We start from the raw sequence: 16,899 nt of genomic DNA on the forward strand, positions 1-16,899 counted from the left end.
CATTAAATCCTGCAAAAAAACGCATAGCCCAGTATTTTCTATAAATTGTGCGTTCAATTATCTCTTTTTTCATGAAGCAGTTTTTTCTAGTTGCAAGTATTTGCTTGTTAGTATTAATAGGCCATGCACAGCATTTTTACAAAGAAACCAAAGAAGCCAAACGTTGGGTAAACAAGCAGTTTAAAAAACTCAATAAAGACCAGCGCATTGCGCAGCTTATGATTGTAAGAGCGCATAGTAATCTTGGCCCAGACCATGTAAAGCAGGTAACAGAATTAATTACTAAATACAATGTAGGTGGCTTGTGCTTTTTTCAAGGTGGGCCTATTCGTCAGGCACAGTTAACCAACTATTACCAAAGCATTGCACAAACACCACTGATGATATGCATAGATGGTGAGTGGGGGCTTGGTATGCGTTTAGATAGTGTGATTAATTATCCTCGCCAATTGATGATGGGTGCTACACAAGATGCTAATTTAATTTATGAGTTTGGCAAGGCAGTAGGCGAGCAATGCAAGCGCTTAGGTATTCATGTAAACTATGCACCAGATGTAGATGTGAATAACAATCCTAACAACCCAGTCATTAACGATAGAAGTTTTGGTGAAGACAAATACAAAGTGGCTTTATATGGTGTAAAATATATGCAAGGTATGCAAGCGGTAAATGTGATGGCTTGCGCCAAGCATTTTCCTGGTCATGGTGATGTGGCGGTAGATAGCCATTACGATTTACCCATTATTAGTAAAACACGTGGTCAGCTTGATAGCCTAGAATTATATCCATTTAGAGAAATGATTAAGGCAGATGTAGGCAGCATGATGATAGCGCATTTGTTTGTACCAGCTATTGATACCATTGCCAATCAAGCTACCTCGCTATCTAACAAAAACGTAACAGGCTTATTAAAAGAAGAGCTAGGTTATAAAGGCATCACTTTTACGGATGGTCTTGGTATGAAAGGCATTACCAAATATTATCCAAGTGGCGAGGCAAGTGTACAAGCCTTAATTGCAGGTAACGATATGCTTTGTCTACCAGAAGACATTGGCGCAGCCATAGAAAAAACGAAGCAAGCCATTAAAGATGGTCGCTTAACATGGGATGACTTAAATGCACGTGTAAAAAAGATATTGTTGGCTAAGTATAATCTAGGTTTAAACAAGCCACAAGTGATAGATACAGTTGGTATTTTGGCAGATTTAAATGAGCAAACGACGCGTATAAAAACCTTACTAGCTAAGAATGCAGTAACACTATTGCAACAAACCAATACGGCTTTACTGCCATTAAAAGCAAATAAAAAAATAGCTTACATATCTATTGGCGCGGCTAAAGAACCTGTGGCTGCTACAAGATTGAAAACTGAGAATAATGCAGATGTGTATTTGTTTGGCAGCAAAGCAGAACAAGGCAAGCAGTTGATGGATGATAAAAATGCAACCATTATGATGGATAAAAGTGATAGCGCTTCTGTACAGCAACTCATCAATAAAATATATGCACTAGGCTACGATGCCATTGTAGTAGGTGTACATAACTACAGCAGACGACCAGCCAATAATTACGGCCTAAGTAATCCTGCCATTTACTTAATATCAGAATTGCAAAAGCAAAACAATGCGGTAACTATTTACTACGGTAATCCTTATGCGGTAAGATATTCATGCAACGCACTAAACATAGCAACGGCTTATGAAGATGATGATATTACACAACATGCTGTGGCTGATTGGCTACAAGGTAAGCTAGCAGCAAAAGGCAAATTACCTGTAACTGTGTGCGACAACTTTAAGTTTGGTGATGGCATTACGTACAATAACTATTTACCAAAAGCCAGCAACTACAATGTAGATGGTAAGTTTAATAAAATAGACAGTATAGCTAAAGATGCAATAGCCAAAGGTGCCATGCCAGGTTGTATGGTTTTGGCTGCAAAAGATGGTAAAGTGATTTACCAAAAAGCATTTGGCACCACCACAATGGGCGGCACTACACCTGTTACAGCTAATATGGTGTACGATTTAGCATCGGTTACCAAAATTTCAGCCACCACCGTATCGGTAATGAAGTTGTATGAAGAAGGTAAACTAGACCTAGATAAAACCCTTGGTGATTACTTGCCATGGGTAAAAGGCAGCAACAAAGCACCACTAAAACTGCGTGATATATTGTTGCACCAAGCAGGTTTAAATCCCTTCATTCCTTTTTATAGAGAAGTAATTGATACCACTACAGGCGAACCAAAGTGGGCTTATTTTAGTAAAGTAAAAGATGCTAACCACCAGTTTAGAGCCGCTGAAAACTTATATGTGCGTAACGATTGGGAAGATTCGTTGTACAGCCGTATTGTAACAAGCAAGTTGACTGCGCCAAACAAATACGTGTACAGCGATAATGACTTTATTTTCTTGGGCAAAATAGTTGAAGCCATAACAGGTAAAACCTTAAATGATTACGCCAAAGCAACATTCTATCAGCCGTTAGGTATGGCTACCACCACGTTTCAGCCACGTGAAGTAATGTCGTTAAACAATATTGTGCCTACAGAATACGAAAAGGATTTTCGCCAGCAGCTTATTTGGGGTGATGTACATGATGAAGGCTCGGCTATGTTTGGTGGTATTGCAGGTCATGCTGGTTTGTTTAGCAATGCCTACGATTTACTACAGCTTTACCAAATGCTGTTAAATGGTGGTGAGTTAAATGGTGTACGTTATTTACAAAAAGCCACTATTGATAAATTTACTGACTACAACAGCGACATTAGTCGTAGAGGTTTGGGTTTTGACAAACCAGAAAAAGACAATGCTACGCGTAAAGACCCTTATCCCTCAAAGTTGGCTTCACCAGAAACCTATGGTCACACAGGTTTTACAGGTATTGTTGTATGGGTAGATCCTAAAAGTAATTTGATTTACATTTTTTTATCTAACCGTGTAAACCCAACAAGAGACAATAATAAGTTGAGTTCGCTTGCTGTAAGAGGTAAAATACAAGATGCCATTTACGAGGCGGTAAAGTAGTACGCAAACAATTGATTCATCAAAATATGAATCAATTGTTTTGTTGTTAATTGTGGTCATAAACATCACCAAATTGTTCCTCAATAAATATTATATGAAAAACAGCCCCATTTCGTAATCCTAAAAAGGGTCTGTTATCACCATTAGCCCGAAATACTAACAAATGATTAATTTCTGGGGTTACAAACCTAGGTAGTTGAGGTTTTATTTGCTTGACAGGCATTTTTTCAGTTCCAAATCCGTGTCTGTCTGCTACATTAATTTGATTCCAAGTTAAATTGCTTAGCTTTCTTAATCTTTCTATAAAATCAGAATAAAATTTAAAATCACCATTAGGTGTTGTTTGTAAATGTCGGAAACAGAAAATTGGGTAATCTAGTTCTATGTTGTTTCCAGAAGGAATCTTTATTTTATTAAGTTCAGATTTATTCTTCTTTATTTTAGCCATTTACTCAATAATTTGAGTTTTGAAATAATCTTTTAGAAGTTCATAAGAAATTTCACCTTGTGGGTTTTCACTAAAAGTTTTTTTCCATGGTAATTCCTCGTGGGTCATGTTCATTAATTTTATAGCAGAAAATTGCCCGTATTCAGCCATGACTTCTTTAAAAAGTTCATTCTCATTTGGCGTTAATTCAATTATCTTTTCATCACCATTAAGAGAAATTGAGGCAGGACCAAAACCTTTAAAATGAAAATAAGCCTCCCTAACAACAGGTCCATATTGCCAAGCTTCAATAGACTCATCAAAGAGTTTTTTATCAAATACAGCTATAAAAAAACCCTGTAAATAGTAAAGTAATTTTTGCAACTTCAAGTTCGAAATTGTTTCACCTTGGTTAGTATCAGTATTAGCAATGATTTTGTTGGCTATGTCAATAATTGGATAACTCATAACTCAAAATTTTAGCAAATTTAGCTAAAAGTATTCAACTAACAACTTTAGTAATTATTTTTCTAAACAACTTTTACCTATTACTCTTTCTAAATGGCTTGCCATCTATTTTGCAGTGAAATAATTATGAATATTCCTTAAACCGTAGGCGCACATTTTTTCCCTCGGTCTTAAAGCCGTACATTCGCACCTTCAAAAGTAGCTAGCAAGTATACCTTTTTGTCTGTAACTCTTTATAGGCTTGTGTTTTAGGTAAATTATTTAGCCCAAAAAATTAATAATGGATATAAGAAACATTGCAATTATTGCACACGTTGACCATGGTAAAACGACCTTGGTGGACAAAATTTTACACCAAACAAATGTTTTTCGTGCTAATCAGGATACTGGTGAGCTAATTATGGATAGCAACGATCTTGAAAGAGAACGTGGTATCACTATCTTCTCTAAAAATGCATCTGTTGTATATAAAGATGTAAAAATTAACGTAATCGATACACCTGGTCACAGTGACTTTGGTGGCGAGGTTGAGCGTGTATTAAAAATGGCTGATGGCGTTATTTTATTAGTAGATGCTTTTGAAGGGCCTATGCCTCAAACACGTTTTGTGTTGCAAAAAGCATTGCAATTAAACTTAAAACCAATTGTTGTAATTAATAAAGTAGATAAACCAAACTGCCGCCCTGATGAAGTGCATGATGCAGTATTTGAGTTATTCTTTAACCTAGATGCAACTGAAGAACAATTAGATTTCCCCACTTTCTACGGTAGTGGTAAAAATGGTTGGTTCAATAGCAAAAACGAACAGTGCGAAGATATTACACCATTAATGGATGGTATTTTACAATATGTACCTGCACCAAAAGTACCAGATGGTAACCTACAAATGCAGATTACTTCATTAGACTACTCTACTTTCTTAGGCCGTATTGCGGTAGGTCGTGTAGCTCGTGGTAGCATTAGCGAGGGTCAACCGTTTAGCTTAATGCGCACTGATGGCAGAATTCAAAAATCAAGAGTAAAAGAATTATACATTTTTGAAGCTTTAGGTAAACGTAAGGTAACAGAAGTGTTAGCAGGTGATATTTGCGCAGTAGTAGGTATTGAAGATTTCACCATTGGCGATACCATTGCTGATATTGAAAACCCAGAAGCATTGGCCATTATTAGTGTGGATGAACCTACCATGAGTATGACATTCAGCATTAATAACTCACCTTTCTTTGGTAAAGATGGTAAGTTCGTTACATCTCGTCACTTACGTGACCGTTTAATGAAAGAAACTGAGAAAAACTTAGCCTTGCGTATTGAAGATACTGACAGTGCTGATAGCTTCTTAGTGTACGGTCGTGGTATTTTGCACCTTGGTGTATTAGTAGAAACCATGCGTAGAGAAGGTTACGAATTAACTGTTGGTAACCCTCAAGTATTGGTAAAATATATTGACGATAAAAAACACGAACCATACGAGAACTTGGTGGTAGATGTACCAAGCGAATACAGTGGTAAAGTGATAGACCTTGTAACACAACGTAAAGGCGAAATGCTAATTATGGAAAGCAAGGGCGAAATGCAACACTTAGAATTTGAGATTCCTTCTCGTGGTTTAATTGGTTTGCGTTCGCAAATGTTGACCAATACGGCTGGTGAAGCTGTAATGGCACACCGTTTTCTTGAATACAAACCTTGGAAAGGCCCTATACCTGGCAGAAGCAATGGTGTATTAATTTCTAAAAATCAAGAGAAAACAACAGGTTACTCAATTGATAAATTACAAGATAGAGGTAAGTTCTTCGTAGATCCAGGTGAAGATGTGTACACAGGTCAAATTATTGCTGAGCACATTAAGCCAGGAGATTTGATAGTAAACGCTACCGAGCCTAAAAAACTAACCAACCACCGTGCAAGCGGTAGTGATGATGCAACACGTATTGCACCAAAAACTTTGTTGACGTTAGAAGAATGTATGGAATACATACAGCAAGATGAGTGTATAGAGGTGACACCAAAAAACATTCGTATGCGTAAGGTAATTTTAAACGAAGATGAACGTAAGAAAACATCTAAGAGCATGCAAAGTGAAGCAGTAGGCTAGTACTTCTGTTTTCTACCATATCAAAAGCCATTCAGCGAAAGTTGAGTGGCTTTTTTGTTGGGCGAATGCATACATTTTATACAAATAATACCAATATGTAGATAAAACGCAGGAAATAGGTCAAACTATTTGAAATATTTGGGCTTAATTCGGGAAATATGCCCAAGTATTTTAAATACCTAGACTAATTACAGGAAATAGGTGCAGGTGTAAGTTTGTACTAAAGCAGAGTGCTGGAAATATGTCCAGATATTGTAAAAAGGTAGCCAGAACTCTGGAAATAAGGTATGCAAGCGTGTTATTTATTGCTTCGCTCTAATAAAAGCTCATTAAAGTACCTAACCGTACAAGTGTGCGACGCCTATGCAGCACAATAGCATTACTACAGACGACCCAATAACACAAAAAAGGATGAAGCGTCGCTTCATCCTTTTTTAAATAACTATTGTGTTACACTGCTTGAAAACGTTGGGTAACAATATCCCAGTTTACAACGTTCCACCAAGCGTTAATATAATCGGGGCGCTTGTTTTGGTAACGTAAATAATATGCGTGTTCCCATACATCTAAACCCAATAGTGGCGTGCCTTTTAGGTCGCTTATATCCATCAATGGATTGTCTTGATTGGGTGTAGAACCGACTACTAATTTTTTATCGTTGGTAATAACTAGCCAAGCCCATCCACTACCAAAACGGTTTTTGCCCGCATCGGTAAACTGTGTTTTAAACGCTTCGAAAGAGCCAAAATCTTTGGTAATGGCTTCGGCTAGTTTGCCACTTGGTTTCATGGCGCTTTTGCCTGTCATGCTTTGCCAAAACAACTCGTGGTTGTAATGCCCACCACCGTTGTTGCGCATTTTAGCCGAGTATTTAGAAATGTTGGCCATTAAGCCTTCTAAGTTTACTTTGGCCACATCTACTTTTTCAGCCACCAAGGCATCGCTCAGGTTTTTAGCGTAAGTAGCTGCGTGTTTGGTGTAGTGAATTTCCATAGTGGTAGCATCTATGGCCACTTCTAAATCTTTATAGCCATAAGGCAAAGGCTGCTGTGTGTAAGGTGTAGGTGTAAAATGGCTAGCTGCACTTGCCAATGAAGGCAAAATAGTATTGGCAACTACTAGTGCTGCGCCTGCTTTGGCAGTATTGGCTAAAAAGCCTCTGCGGCTGGTATGTTTGTATTGCATAAGTAACAAATTTTAAGTGGATGACTTTTTAAAACTAAAGTTATTGATAAATGTGCGCACCTTTTTAAAGAATCGGTAATAAGCCTCTTGATTAAATAATTGTGAATCGCCCATGGCCTTGTAGGTAAGAAAAAAGCCCACAGGAATTAACACCAAGGTAGATAGCCACATACCTGTAAATACGCTGGTGACTTCTTCCTTGGCAAATTTCTCGCCAAACGTATTGAGCAAGTGAAATATCACAAAAAACACAATGGCAAATACCAACGGTGTACCTAAGCCACCCTTGCGAATAATAGAACCAAGCGGCGCACCTATTAAAAACAATACCATACAAGCTACCGATAATGTAAACTTACGCTGCCACTCAATTTGGTGAAAGCGAATGGTTTGCTGCTTGCGTACATACGAATCTGTAAGCAACCCAACATTGGTTTTTACTTGGTTTAAATCGCTCACACTTCTTTCGTACACCATAAACTTTACTGAATCTGGCAACACTGCTGAAAAAGGTTTGGTCTTTTTTATGTTAGCAGCAGGCACTTTTACCCAACCTGTATCTTTAAACTTGGTAAATGCTAGATAAGGGTCAATCTCAAACTTGGCTCTTTTAGCAAACAATGTATCGGTAATTTGTAGCGAATCGATGGCTGTATTTAACTGACGAATACTCAGCATTTTAGGATCGTAACGAAAAGTACTGTCTTCAGTTTTACTCATCTGAAAAGTGCTTAAATCTAATAGCATTTTGTACTGTTTAAAACCCATACGTACAAACTGTGTATTGGTAGTTTGCTGTGGCCCTTTTTCTTGGTATAGTGAACCATTTTTCAAAGTAAATTCAAGGTATTTTTTATCTGTCGTGGTACGCATCACGCCACTTTCTGCGGTAATAATATCATCTTGCAAGCCATATTTTCTTTTGTAGATAACCACATTGCGTATGGTACTATCGTCTTTTTCTTTTTTGCCCACTCTAATAACAAAACCTTCAATTTTATTAAAAAAAGCACCTTCTTTAATTTCAAATGAAGGCTTAGATACGATGATGTTGTACTTAGTGGCAGCTAGCTTTAACTGCGCTACAGGAATAATATTATTGGCAAATAAAAAGGCGATACCACTGATAAAAATGGTAACGATAATTAACGGCCTCATAAAGCGCAGCAAAGGAATACCTGCTGATTTTATGGCAACGATTTCGAAGGTTTCGCCAAGGTTACCAAAGGTCATAATAGACGATAATAGCAAAGCCAATGGCAAAGCCATAGGTATTAATGTAGCTGCTACATAGCCTATTAGCTTAATGATGACAAAAGCTTCTAAACCCTTGCCTACCAAGTCATCTATATACAGCCAAAAAAACTGCATAATGAGAACAAACAGAGAGATAAGAAAAGTAGCCAAGAAAGGACCGATAAAAGCCCTGATAATTAATATGTCGAGTTTTTTAATCACGTTGGTGTGTAGCTGATTTGGTTAAAAACCTATTGTAATGCGTAGGTTTGTTTTATGAATGCAACAAAAATAAAGCTTTCAGCAACCGAATTAGACTTAGTTACAAATGCTGAGGTGCTTTTAACAAAGAATACAATAATTGGCAAAATAATTACTGCATTTGGTGCATTAGCAAATGATATGCAAATAGCCATAACAGCAAGCCATTTGCCACAAACCATACAAGCTTCTACACCTAAAATAGCTCGTGGTGAAAACTATTTAGGCTTGCCTTGGGTAATGTTAGACTATCCAAGAGTGTTTGCTAAGCAAGATGTATGTGCGATAAGAACATTTTTCTGGTGGGGCAATTGCGTGAGTGTTACGCTACAATTATCTGGCATTTATCAGCAGCAATTTCAAGCACAGCTATTAGAACAGCTTTCTACAAATGACGATGAATGGCTACTTTGTTGCAACACACAAGATGCATGGCAACATCACTTTGAAGCCAATAATTATAAGGCTTTTAGCCAGTTTACTAAACAAGAATTAGCTGAATTGCCTTTTATAAAATTGGCAAAAAAAATCCCACTACAAGAGTGGGATGATGTAACTATATTTTTAAATAAAAGTTTTGAAGAAATGCTACAACTACTAGCTACCTAAGCGGTGAAACAGTTCTTTAATTTGATATTCCCAAAGTTGGCTTTGGTCTTTAATTTCACCTTTTTCAGCAAAGTCTGATATTGTCAAAATAGTTTGGTTAGAAATTTCAGTTTTTTCAATTCTAAATTCAAAATACTCATTCTTATCGTAATGTAACCATCTATAACGTACGAATTTATCAACCTCGCTATCTAAAAATTCTGCTTTATCGGGTGTCTCACCGTTCCATGTAAAACTATATACGCCTTCCCATTCATCCACCTTATCTGCAAACCATTCTTGCAAACCAGCTGGTGAACTTAAAAAGCCGTATAAAATAGTTGGTGAGCATCTCACCGGAAATTCTAAAGTAAATAATTGTCTTTTGCTCATTACAAAACGCTTTGTTCTACAACTAGTAGGGGTGCAATAATATTAAATTAAACATAGCAGCCAAATGTTTTTTTCAAATGTTCATAAGTTGGTAAAATAATTAGGCGCTTCATTATTCAAAAACCTAATTCTAAGAGATTTTTATGACGCAAACATGACAAACCCTGCTGTACAAGATTTGAAACTAACTTACCAGCAACACTTACTTTAAACCCTTTAAGCCACTATATTTGCAACGCTTTTAAAGTGAACAGTTAGGTTCACTTTTTTTATAGTGATTAATTGAAATTTAGATAACTATGTTCAACTCGTTAAGCGAAAAACTAGAAAGTGCGTTTAAGAACCTGAAAGGTGAAGCCAGAATTAATGATCTTAATATTGCCAATACGGTTAAAGATATTAGACGTGCATTGGTTGATGCCGACGTAAATTTTAAAATAGCGAAAGAATTTACCGACAAGGTAAAAGAAAAAGCAACTGGCGAAAAGGTAATTAATGCCATTAGCCCGGGCCAATTGATGGTTAAAATTGTGCAAGATGAACTTACCGAACTTATGGGCGGTAAAGAAGCAGATTTTAACATTACTGGTAACCCTGCGGTAATATTAATTGCAGGCTTACAAGGTAGTGGTAAAACCACTTTTACTGGCAAGCTAGCCAACTATCTTAAAACTAAAAAAGGCAAAAGCCCACTAGTTGTTGCAGCTGATATTTACAGACCTGCGGCTATAGATCAGTTGACAGTTTTGGCTGAGCAAATAGGTGTAGATATTTACGCAGAGCGTGACAATAAAGATGCTGTTTCTATTGTACAGAATGCCATTAAGCACGCCAAAGCCACCAACAAAAATGTGGTGATTATAGATACTGCTGGTCGCTTAGCAGTTGATGAGGTGATGATGACTGAGGTAGCAAATATTAAAGCTGCCGTAAACCCTAACGAAATTTTATTTGTAGTTGATGCCATGACTGGGCAAGATGCTGTAAACACAGCAAAAGCCTTTAATGATAGACTAGATTTTAGTGGTGTGGTATTAACCAAATTAGATGGTGATACACGTGGGGGTGCTGCCATTTCAATTAAATACACGGTAAATAAGCCCATCAAGTTTATGAGCAGTGGTGAGAAGATGGATACGCTAGACATCTTTTACCCTGAACGTATGGCACAGCGTATTTTAGGCATGGGCGATATTACCAGTTTGGTAGAAAAAGCCCAAGAGCAATACGACGAAGAACAAGCCAAAAGATTAGAAAAGAAAATACGTAAAAACCAGTTTGACTTTCAAGACTTTTTAGACCAGTTGCAGCAGATAAAAAAGATGGGTAACTTAAAAGATTTGATGGGCATGATACCTGGTGTGGGCAAAGCCATAAAAGATGTAGAAGTAAACGATGATAGCTTTAAAGGCATTGAAGCCATTATATTTAGTATGACACCAGCAGAACGTGCTAACCCTGATTTAATAGACGCAAAACGTAAAACACGTATAGCCAAAGGCAGTGGTAAAGACATGAATGAAGTGAATGCCTTTATGAAACAATTTGAACAAATGAAAAAGATGATGACGATGATGAATAAAATGCCAATGGGTGGCCGCTTACCAGGTATGGGCGGTATGCCAGGCATGAGAAAATAATACTGCAAAATGATGATAAAAAAACGCCTCGTGAAACAAGTTCACGAGGCGTTTTTATTTAGAAAATTATCTGCTAATCTCTTTTGCTTTCTAGTGTAAAACCAATGGTTGTACCTATATCTACAGTACTACGCACATGAATAGATTGGTTGTGCGCTTCAATAATATGCTTGCAAATAGCTAAGCCTAAACCTGTACCACCAACATCTCTACTTCTACCTCTATCGGTACGGTAAAACCGTTCAAAAATGCGAGATAAATGTTCTTCTGAAATACCGATGCCATCATCACTTATTTCTACTAGTACATGTTCATCATCTGTTTGGTAAAAACTGGCAGTAATGCTTCCATTTTGTTTGCCATATTTTGTGGCATTTTCTACCAAGTTATTAACTACTTGTCGTACTTTTTCTTTATCTGCAAATACGGTTATAGGCGCTTCGCACCCTTTTTTTATAACGGACTTAATATTAAACTGACTCGTTTTTATAGACAATGCTTCGTACACTTCTTTTATCAATTCTTGGATAACAAAGTTTTGCTTATACAAAGGCTGTTCGCCACTTTCTAGCTTAGAAATTTCGTCTAAGTCTTCCACCAAGTTTACCATACGTTCTACGTTCTTAGCGGCATTTTCTAAAAAGCGTTTACTAATAGTTGGATTTTCTAAAGCACCATCTAGCAAAGAATCTACATAGCCTTGAATGGCAAAAATGGGTGTTTTAAATTCGTGTGCTAAGTTTTGCAAAAACTCTTTTCGATACGCTTCATTACTTTTTAATAACGCAATTTCGGCTCTACGTTGTTCGGCCCAGCGTTCTACATCTTCACTTACTTCATCAATACTTTTTTTTGGTAAAATGTACTTATAGTAAGTTTCTTCCCGTTTGTTGGCTTTTGTTTGGTAAATGAATTTATATATGAGTTTTATTTTTCGGTAAATGAAAGACTCAAGTACAAAGCCTATTAAAAAATAGCTACCAACAAAAATGATAGCAGCACTAATAACGCCAAACAGCCAATTACTTTCTACAATAAAAAAACCAATACCAATAGGCACTGACAATAGTAAAGCTGTAAGCGCTGATAACTGCTTGGGAGATAAATTTTTGGTTGTAAACATAAGCCCCTTAACCCCTGAAGGGGAATATTTTTAATAAAAGTTGCTCTAAATATACGCTTTTAATCCCTTTAGGGGCAAGGGTTTATAACTCAAACTTATAGCCAACACCTTTTACGGTGGTAATACAATCTACATTTAGCTTTTGACGAATTTTTCTGATGTGTACATCAATGGTTCTATCGCCTACAATTACTTCGCTGCCCCATACTTGCGACAATATTTCGTTACGTAAAAAAACTCTTCCTGGTCTAGAAGCTAGTAAATACAATAGTTCAAACTCTTTCTTAGCTAATACCACTTCGCTACCATCTATAGTAACAATAAACTTTACAGGATCTATTTGAATATTGCCAACGTTCACAGTTTTGCCATCTTCTTTATTCAATCTTCTAAACAAAGCATTTACGCGGCTTACCAATACTTTAGGGCTTATTGGCTTATTTACATAATCATCAGCACCAGTTTCTAAGCCTTTAATTTGCGAGGCTTCGTCACTCATGGCAGTTAAAAAAATGATGAGCGTATCTTGAAAATCTGGTAAACTTCTTAATAACTGACAAACCTCTACACCTGTTTTACGAGGCATCATTACATCCAGAATAATTAAATCTGGCTTCAACAATTTAGCCTGTGCTACCGCTTCGCTGCCGTCTTTAGCGGTATGAATTTCATATCCCTCTTTGCTAAGGTTATAGCCAACAATTTCTAAAATATCCGGTTCATCGTCAGCAATAAGAATTCGTTTTGCTTTTGGTTCCATCTTAACATTAAGTTTACACAAAAATAACTTTAAGCAACCGCATAATAGCACTTTAAAGGCATTATGTAATTGTTAACAGTAAAACTAAGTGTTACACAAGTAAAACACCTATCTGGCAGTATTTTTGTCTTAATTATGCGTATGACTAAATTTTATCTTACTTATTTATTGCTAATAGTTGCCACTATAGCGCAAGCACAGCCAGAAATTGCTATGCCCAATGTGCCATTAAATAGGCAGTTTTTTCATGTAAAAATTGACGAGGCACAGCAAAATATTGTGCGCCTTACCAGCAATAATGATAGCATTCTAAAAGCTTCTAGCGATGAAAGTATTAACCAGCAAGTGTATCAAATACTTTACAGGCGCATCAATAACTTGCAAGCAAAAGTTGAGCTTGATAGCACCATTTCAGATAATGACAAGTTTATTTGGCTAAGAAGTATTGAAAATTTGCTCACAGATTTTACCAATTACTATAAGCAGCGGGCTATTAAAACCATTATGTTAGGCGATGTAATTCTTGCTTACGAGCAATGCATGAAGTTGCAATTAAAAGGTAAATCTATTGCACCAATTATTATAGCTAACGAGTTAGAAGTAAGCAGTATTTTAACAGGAAATCTAGCTTTTAAAAACAATATTGGCTTGCAAGCTTGCAAAGACGAACTAGTATTAAAGCAGTGTAAACGCAGCCCTAACAAAATTTTAAAAATTCTTCAAGAAAATTTACAAGTATCATTTGCAGATAGCCTGATAATTGCAGAAGCCTACAGAGACCAAGAAATGCTGTACAATTATGCTTCTGGCAAAACACCATTAGGCAATAAAATTCAAGCAGCAAATGAGCCTTTGGTAAAAACCATAGGTTTACTCGCACTAATGAATTCAGGCCGTGTTTACTTTCCATTTTTAGATGAATTGTACCGTAATAAAATTTCGCTTGACTCGCTTACAAAACTTAAAAATGATCCTGATGGTTATTATAAATTATTGGTAAAAACAGAAATTGACTATACCTACAGAATGCAACATGGCGATACACCTTTAGTAAAGAAAGTATTAACCGAAAAGCTGAAAGCAAAAGGCATAGAAAACTACATTGATACCATTAATGGCTTGCACGATGAACGCAGCGATGCTGTAAGGTTTAAACGCATTGAAAATTTGACGCCTACTGAATTGTACTACTTATGTGTATTAAGCGAGCAAGAAATTTATACAAGTAGTTATCTTGGTGTTTACAAGCGCATTTTTGAACGCATGAGTACGCCACGTGGTGATAGTTTACTACAAGCGGTGCATTACGATTATTATAGAAAATTTTTAAAAATGGCTTCTGCTTATAATACGCTTACTGACTTTTTAAAGCGGATGGATGACAACGAAGCCAATACCATGATGCGCAATTTTGTTACAGGTTTAGAAACTACTAGAACCTTAGAAGACGCTGTAGACGTTGCAGATAGTTACGCCAGTATTGTAGACCCAAAACTGCAAAAACTTATACTTGAGCAAGTTCAAAAAAACCTAGCCAATGCAACTGCAAAAGAAAATGCAAGAGGCGAAAATATTTACAATTTACTCAACACTATTTTCTTGTCTATGGATCCTGCGAATAACATAGATGTAAGCCAAAAGCTAGGTATAAATCCTGTGTTTAAAATGCCAATTGCATTGCTTAAAGACAGTACCAACCGTATTATCATTCAGCAGTTTTTTTATGGTGATAAAGATGGTAACAATGTGTTTAATGCCTTTTTAGCCAATTTTAGAAATGCCAATTGGAAAATAATTAATAAGCCAGAATGGGTAGAAGTAAAATCTGCCGCAGGCACGGCTATTACCATTTATGCTAACAAGCCGCTTGACGAATTGCAAGATTTAGATGCACTAGCACAAGCGCATTTGGGCAAATATTTAGACTCGCTACAACTTGAACCTACTGTAGTTATTCACCGTGGGCATAGTTATTTTGTAAAAAGCACCATCGACCAATTGCCTTCATCAGCCAAAGTGGTTTTACTAGGTAGTTGTGGTGGCTACCAAAGCCTAAATGAGGTATTAAAAAGAACCACACAAGCGCAAATCATCTCATCTAAACAAGTAGGTACTGGCGTTATTAACCAAGGCTTAATTAACAAAATTACCGACGAGCTACGCAATGGTAGAGACTTGAATTGGATACAATTATGGAAAACTTTTCAAACCCAATTTAAAGGCGAAATGAAAGAGCGATTTGACGATTATATACCACCACACAAAAACCTTGGTGCCATATTTATAATGGCTTACGATAAAGCCAATGATATGCAATAGCAAGCTATTGTCAAATATGCTTAACTTGTTTGCAATAAATTAGAAACTAATTATGGATGTAGAATCTTTACGAGAATACTGCTTAGATAAACCATTTGTTGAAGAAGGTTTTCCCTTTGGACCAGAAACATTAGTATTTAAAGTAGGCGGAAAGTTGTTTTTATTAATAAGCCTTGACAGCGAAGACTTTCGGTTTAATGTAAAATGTCACCCAGATAGAATAGAACAATTACGTGCAGATTACGATTGTGTACAACCTGGTTTTCATCAAAACAAAAAACATTGGAACACCATTGTTCCAGATGGTTCGGTAAGCATAAAGCAGCTTGAACAATGGATTGATGAGTCTTACGATTTAGTATTTGAAGGATTATCTAAAAAAATGAGAGACAATTTAACTAAAGAACAATAATGTTAAGAGAAGCGAGTATTTCAGATATTCCTCAAATACAAATAGTACGCAATGCTGTAAAAGAAAACACCTTATCTAACCCAGCATTAGTAACCAATGCTGACTGCGAAGAATTTATAACCAAAAAAGGCAAAGGTTGGGTCTATGAAATAGATGAAAAGATTGTTGGCTTTGCCATTGCTGACTTACAAGATAATAATATTTGGGCGCTATTTATACATCCTAGTTTTGAGAAGCAAGGTATAGGTAAGCAACTACACAACACCATGCTTGCTTGGTATTTTAGTCAAACACAAACAACTGTATGGCTTGGCACTTCACCCAACTCAAGGGCTGCCACTTTTTATAAGCTAATGGGCTGGACAGAAGTAGGCATGAATGGTACTAAAGAATTCAAATTTGAAATGACGTATCAGCAATGGCGAGAACAACAACAAACACTACACTAAGATAAGAGCTACACAAAAAACAAAGCGCCGCAGTGTGAAAATGCTGCATACTTCAGTACACCAAAAACCAAACAGCCTTTTAGGCTGTGTGAGAGATATTGATGTTACCAGCTTTTGTATTACTATTTAGCATCGTTGCGCACACTGGAGCGCTTTTCTCAATACTTAGCTTTTATCGCAGCGCAGGGGTTTCACACAAAGAAACAAAGAATACAAAGAGTGCAAAGCCCATTTTCACATTGAAAAAACCCCGTGTAATGATGCAGCGCGTTTTTTCGTCTTAAAAAAATGCGCTGCATAGCTGCAAAGCCAAAATACACTATGAAAAAACGCTTTGCACACGTGCAAAGCCCATTTTCACACTGAAAAAACACGTTGTACACGTACAAAGCACAAATACACTATGCAACGCACTATTATTTACTACATTCTTCTAAATAATTAACTCAAGTTGCTAGTTAATTTTCTTTAGCTGTAAAGCAAACAGGAATAATGCTATTTTCAGGGGGAAGCC

14 protein-coding genes are annotated in these 16,899 nt (G+C 36.7%); 7 read left to right on the forward strand and 7 right to left on the reverse strand.

Annotated features, from left to right (window positions below; all coding sequences use genetic code 11):
* Positions 1-71: 71 nt before the first annotated feature.
* Complete coding sequence (locus ACT9TX_RS15755; protein WP_481339725.1) at positions 72-3,029, forward strand: serine hydrolase domain-containing protein; 2,958 nt, start codon at positions 72-74, stop codon at positions 3,027-3,029.
* Between the two features lie 46 nt (positions 3,030-3,075).
* On the opposite strand, the gene ACT9TX_RS15760 is transcribed toward ACT9TX_RS15755, so the two are convergent.
* Together ACT9TX_RS15760 and ACT9TX_RS15765 are read right to left on the reverse strand one after the other, a co-directional pair.
* The gene (locus ACT9TX_RS15760; RefSeq protein WP_481339726.1) at positions 3,076-3,477 is read right to left on the reverse strand and encodes a hypothetical protein; all 402 of its coding nucleotides are present in this window, start codon (positions 3,475-3,477) and stop codon (positions 3,076-3,078) included.
* A complete protein-coding gene (locus tag ACT9TX_RS15765) occupies positions 3,478-3,924 on the reverse strand; it encodes a Panacea domain-containing protein (protein ID WP_481339728.1) in 447 nt (148 codons plus the stop codon).
* A gap of 280 nt (positions 3,925-4,204) precedes the next feature.
* On the opposite strand from ACT9TX_RS15765, the gene typA reads away from it, so the two are divergent.
* The gene (gene typA / locus ACT9TX_RS15770; RefSeq protein ID WP_481339729.1) at positions 4,205-6,019 is read left to right on the forward strand and encodes a translational GTPase TypA; all 1,815 of its coding nucleotides are present in this window, start codon (positions 4,205-4,207) and stop codon (positions 6,017-6,019) included.
* A gap of 450 nt (positions 6,020-6,469) precedes the next feature.
* Here typA and ACT9TX_RS15775 read toward each other — a convergent pair whose 3' ends face one another.
* Together ACT9TX_RS15775 and ACT9TX_RS15780 are read right to left on the reverse strand one after the other, a co-directional pair.
* A complete protein-coding gene (locus ACT9TX_RS15775; protein ID WP_481339730.1) occupies positions 6,470-7,204 on the reverse strand; it encodes a superoxide dismutase in 735 nt (244 codons plus the stop codon).
* 12 nt (positions 7,205-7,216) lie between these two features.
* Positions 7,217-8,662, reverse strand: coding sequence for an LptF/LptG family permease (locus ACT9TX_RS15780; protein WP_481339731.1), 1,446 nt, complete (start codon positions 8,660-8,662; stop codon positions 7,217-7,219).
* A 54-nt stretch (positions 8,663-8,716) separates the two neighbouring features.
* Here ACT9TX_RS15780 and ACT9TX_RS15785 point away from each other — a divergent pair, with 54 nt between their 5' ends.
* Positions 8,717-9,310, forward strand: coding sequence for a hypothetical protein (locus ACT9TX_RS15785; RefSeq protein WP_481339733.1), 594 nt, complete (start codon positions 8,717-8,719; stop codon positions 9,308-9,310).
* On the opposite strand, the gene ACT9TX_RS15790 is transcribed toward ACT9TX_RS15785, so the two are convergent.
* Positions 9,299-9,682 carry an START-like domain-containing protein gene (locus tag ACT9TX_RS15790; protein ID WP_481339734.1) on the reverse strand — a complete coding sequence of 128 codons (384 nt, stop codon included), beginning with the start codon at positions 9,680-9,682 and terminating at the stop codon, positions 9,299-9,301. The genes ACT9TX_RS15785 and ACT9TX_RS15790 overlap by 12 nt on opposite strands.
* 299 nt (positions 9,683-9,981) lie before the next feature.
* On the opposite strand from ACT9TX_RS15790, the gene ffh reads away from it, so the two are divergent.
* The gene (gene ffh, locus ACT9TX_RS15795; protein ID WP_481339735.1) at positions 9,982-11,322 is read left to right on the forward strand and encodes a signal recognition particle protein; all 1,341 of its coding nucleotides are present in this window, start codon (positions 9,982-9,984) and stop codon (positions 11,320-11,322) included.
* 73 nt (positions 11,323-11,395) lie between these two features.
* On the opposite strand, the gene ACT9TX_RS15800 is transcribed toward ffh, so the two are convergent.
* Positions 11,396-12,445 carry a sensor histidine kinase gene (locus ACT9TX_RS15800; protein ID WP_481339736.1) on the reverse strand — a complete coding sequence of 350 codons (1,050 nt, stop codon included), beginning with the start codon at positions 12,443-12,445 and terminating at the stop codon, positions 11,396-11,398.
* A gap of 82 nt (positions 12,446-12,527) precedes the next feature.
* Positions 12,528-13,205: a response regulator gene (locus ACT9TX_RS15805; RefSeq protein WP_481339737.1), complete on the reverse strand. Its 678-nt coding sequence runs from the start codon at positions 13,203-13,205 to the stop codon at positions 12,528-12,530.
* 141 nt (positions 13,206-13,346) lie between these two features.
* On the opposite strand from ACT9TX_RS15805, the gene ACT9TX_RS15810 reads away from it, so the two are divergent.
* Genes ACT9TX_RS15810 through ACT9TX_RS15820 form a run of 3 tightly spaced genes read left to right on the forward strand, consistent with a single transcriptional unit; the run spans position 13,347 to position 16,385 of the window.
* A complete protein-coding gene (locus tag ACT9TX_RS15810) occupies positions 13,347-15,524 on the forward strand; it encodes a hypothetical protein (RefSeq protein ID WP_481339738.1) in 2,178 nt (725 codons plus the stop codon).
* 52 nt (positions 15,525-15,576) lie between these two features.
* Positions 15,577-15,936, forward strand: coding sequence for an MmcQ/YjbR family DNA-binding protein (locus ACT9TX_RS15815; RefSeq protein WP_481339739.1), 360 nt, complete (start codon positions 15,577-15,579; stop codon positions 15,934-15,936).
* Positions 15,936-16,385 (forward strand): GNAT family N-acetyltransferase, encoded by a 450-nt coding sequence (locus tag ACT9TX_RS15820; protein WP_481339740.1) that lies wholly within the window; start codon positions 15,936-15,938, stop codon positions 16,383-16,385. The genes ACT9TX_RS15815 and ACT9TX_RS15820 overlap by 1 nt, the downstream gene beginning before the upstream one ends.
* Positions 16,386-16,899: the final 514 nt, after the last annotated feature.

It is taken from the genome of Parasediminibacterium sp. HNIBRBA5674 (assembly GCF_056745525.1).

What these genes read in the sequence shown, in the direction of transcription:
- ACT9TX_RS15755 (WP_481339725.1), top strand. Translation starts at nt 72, where the DNA reads ATGAAGCAGTTTTTTCTAGTTGCAAGTATTTGCTTGTTAGTATTAATA.
- ACT9TX_RS15760 (WP_481339726.1), bottom strand. Translation starts at nt 3,477, where the DNA reads ATGGCTAAAATAAAGAAGAATAAATCTGAACTTAATAAAATAAAGATT.
- ACT9TX_RS15765 (WP_481339728.1), bottom strand. Translation starts at nt 3,924, where the DNA reads ATGAGTTATCCAATTATTGACATAGCCAACAAAATCATTGCTAATACT.
- typA (WP_481339729.1), top strand. Translation starts at nt 4,205, where the DNA reads ATGGATATAAGAAACATTGCAATTATTGCACACGTTGACCATGGTAAA.
- ACT9TX_RS15775 (WP_481339730.1), bottom strand. Translation starts at nt 7,204, where the DNA reads ATGCAATACAAACATACCAGCCGCAGAGGCTTTTTAGCCAATACTGCC.
- ACT9TX_RS15785 (WP_481339733.1), top strand. Translation starts at nt 8,717, where the DNA reads ATGAATGCAACAAAAATAAAGCTTTCAGCAACCGAATTAGACTTAGTT.
- ACT9TX_RS15790 (WP_481339734.1), bottom strand. Translation starts at nt 9,682, where the DNA reads ATGAGCAAAAGACAATTATTTACTTTAGAATTTCCGGTGAGATGCTCA.
- ffh (WP_481339735.1), top strand. Translation starts at nt 9,982, where the DNA reads ATGTTCAACTCGTTAAGCGAAAAACTAGAAAGTGCGTTTAAGAACCTG.
- ACT9TX_RS15800 (WP_481339736.1), bottom strand. Translation starts at nt 12,445, where the DNA reads ATGTTTACAACCAAAAATTTATCTCCCAAGCAGTTATCAGCGCTTACA.
- ACT9TX_RS15805 (WP_481339737.1), bottom strand. Translation starts at nt 13,205, where the DNA reads ATGGAACCAAAAGCAAAACGAATTCTTATTGCTGACGATGAACCGGAT.
- ACT9TX_RS15810 (WP_481339738.1), top strand. Translation starts at nt 13,347, where the DNA reads ATGACTAAATTTTATCTTACTTATTTATTGCTAATAGTTGCCACTATA.
- ACT9TX_RS15815 (WP_481339739.1), top strand. Translation starts at nt 15,577, where the DNA reads ATGGATGTAGAATCTTTACGAGAATACTGCTTAGATAAACCATTTGTT.
- ACT9TX_RS15820 (WP_481339740.1), top strand. Translation starts at nt 15,936, where the DNA reads ATGTTAAGAGAAGCGAGTATTTCAGATATTCCTCAAATACAAATAGTA.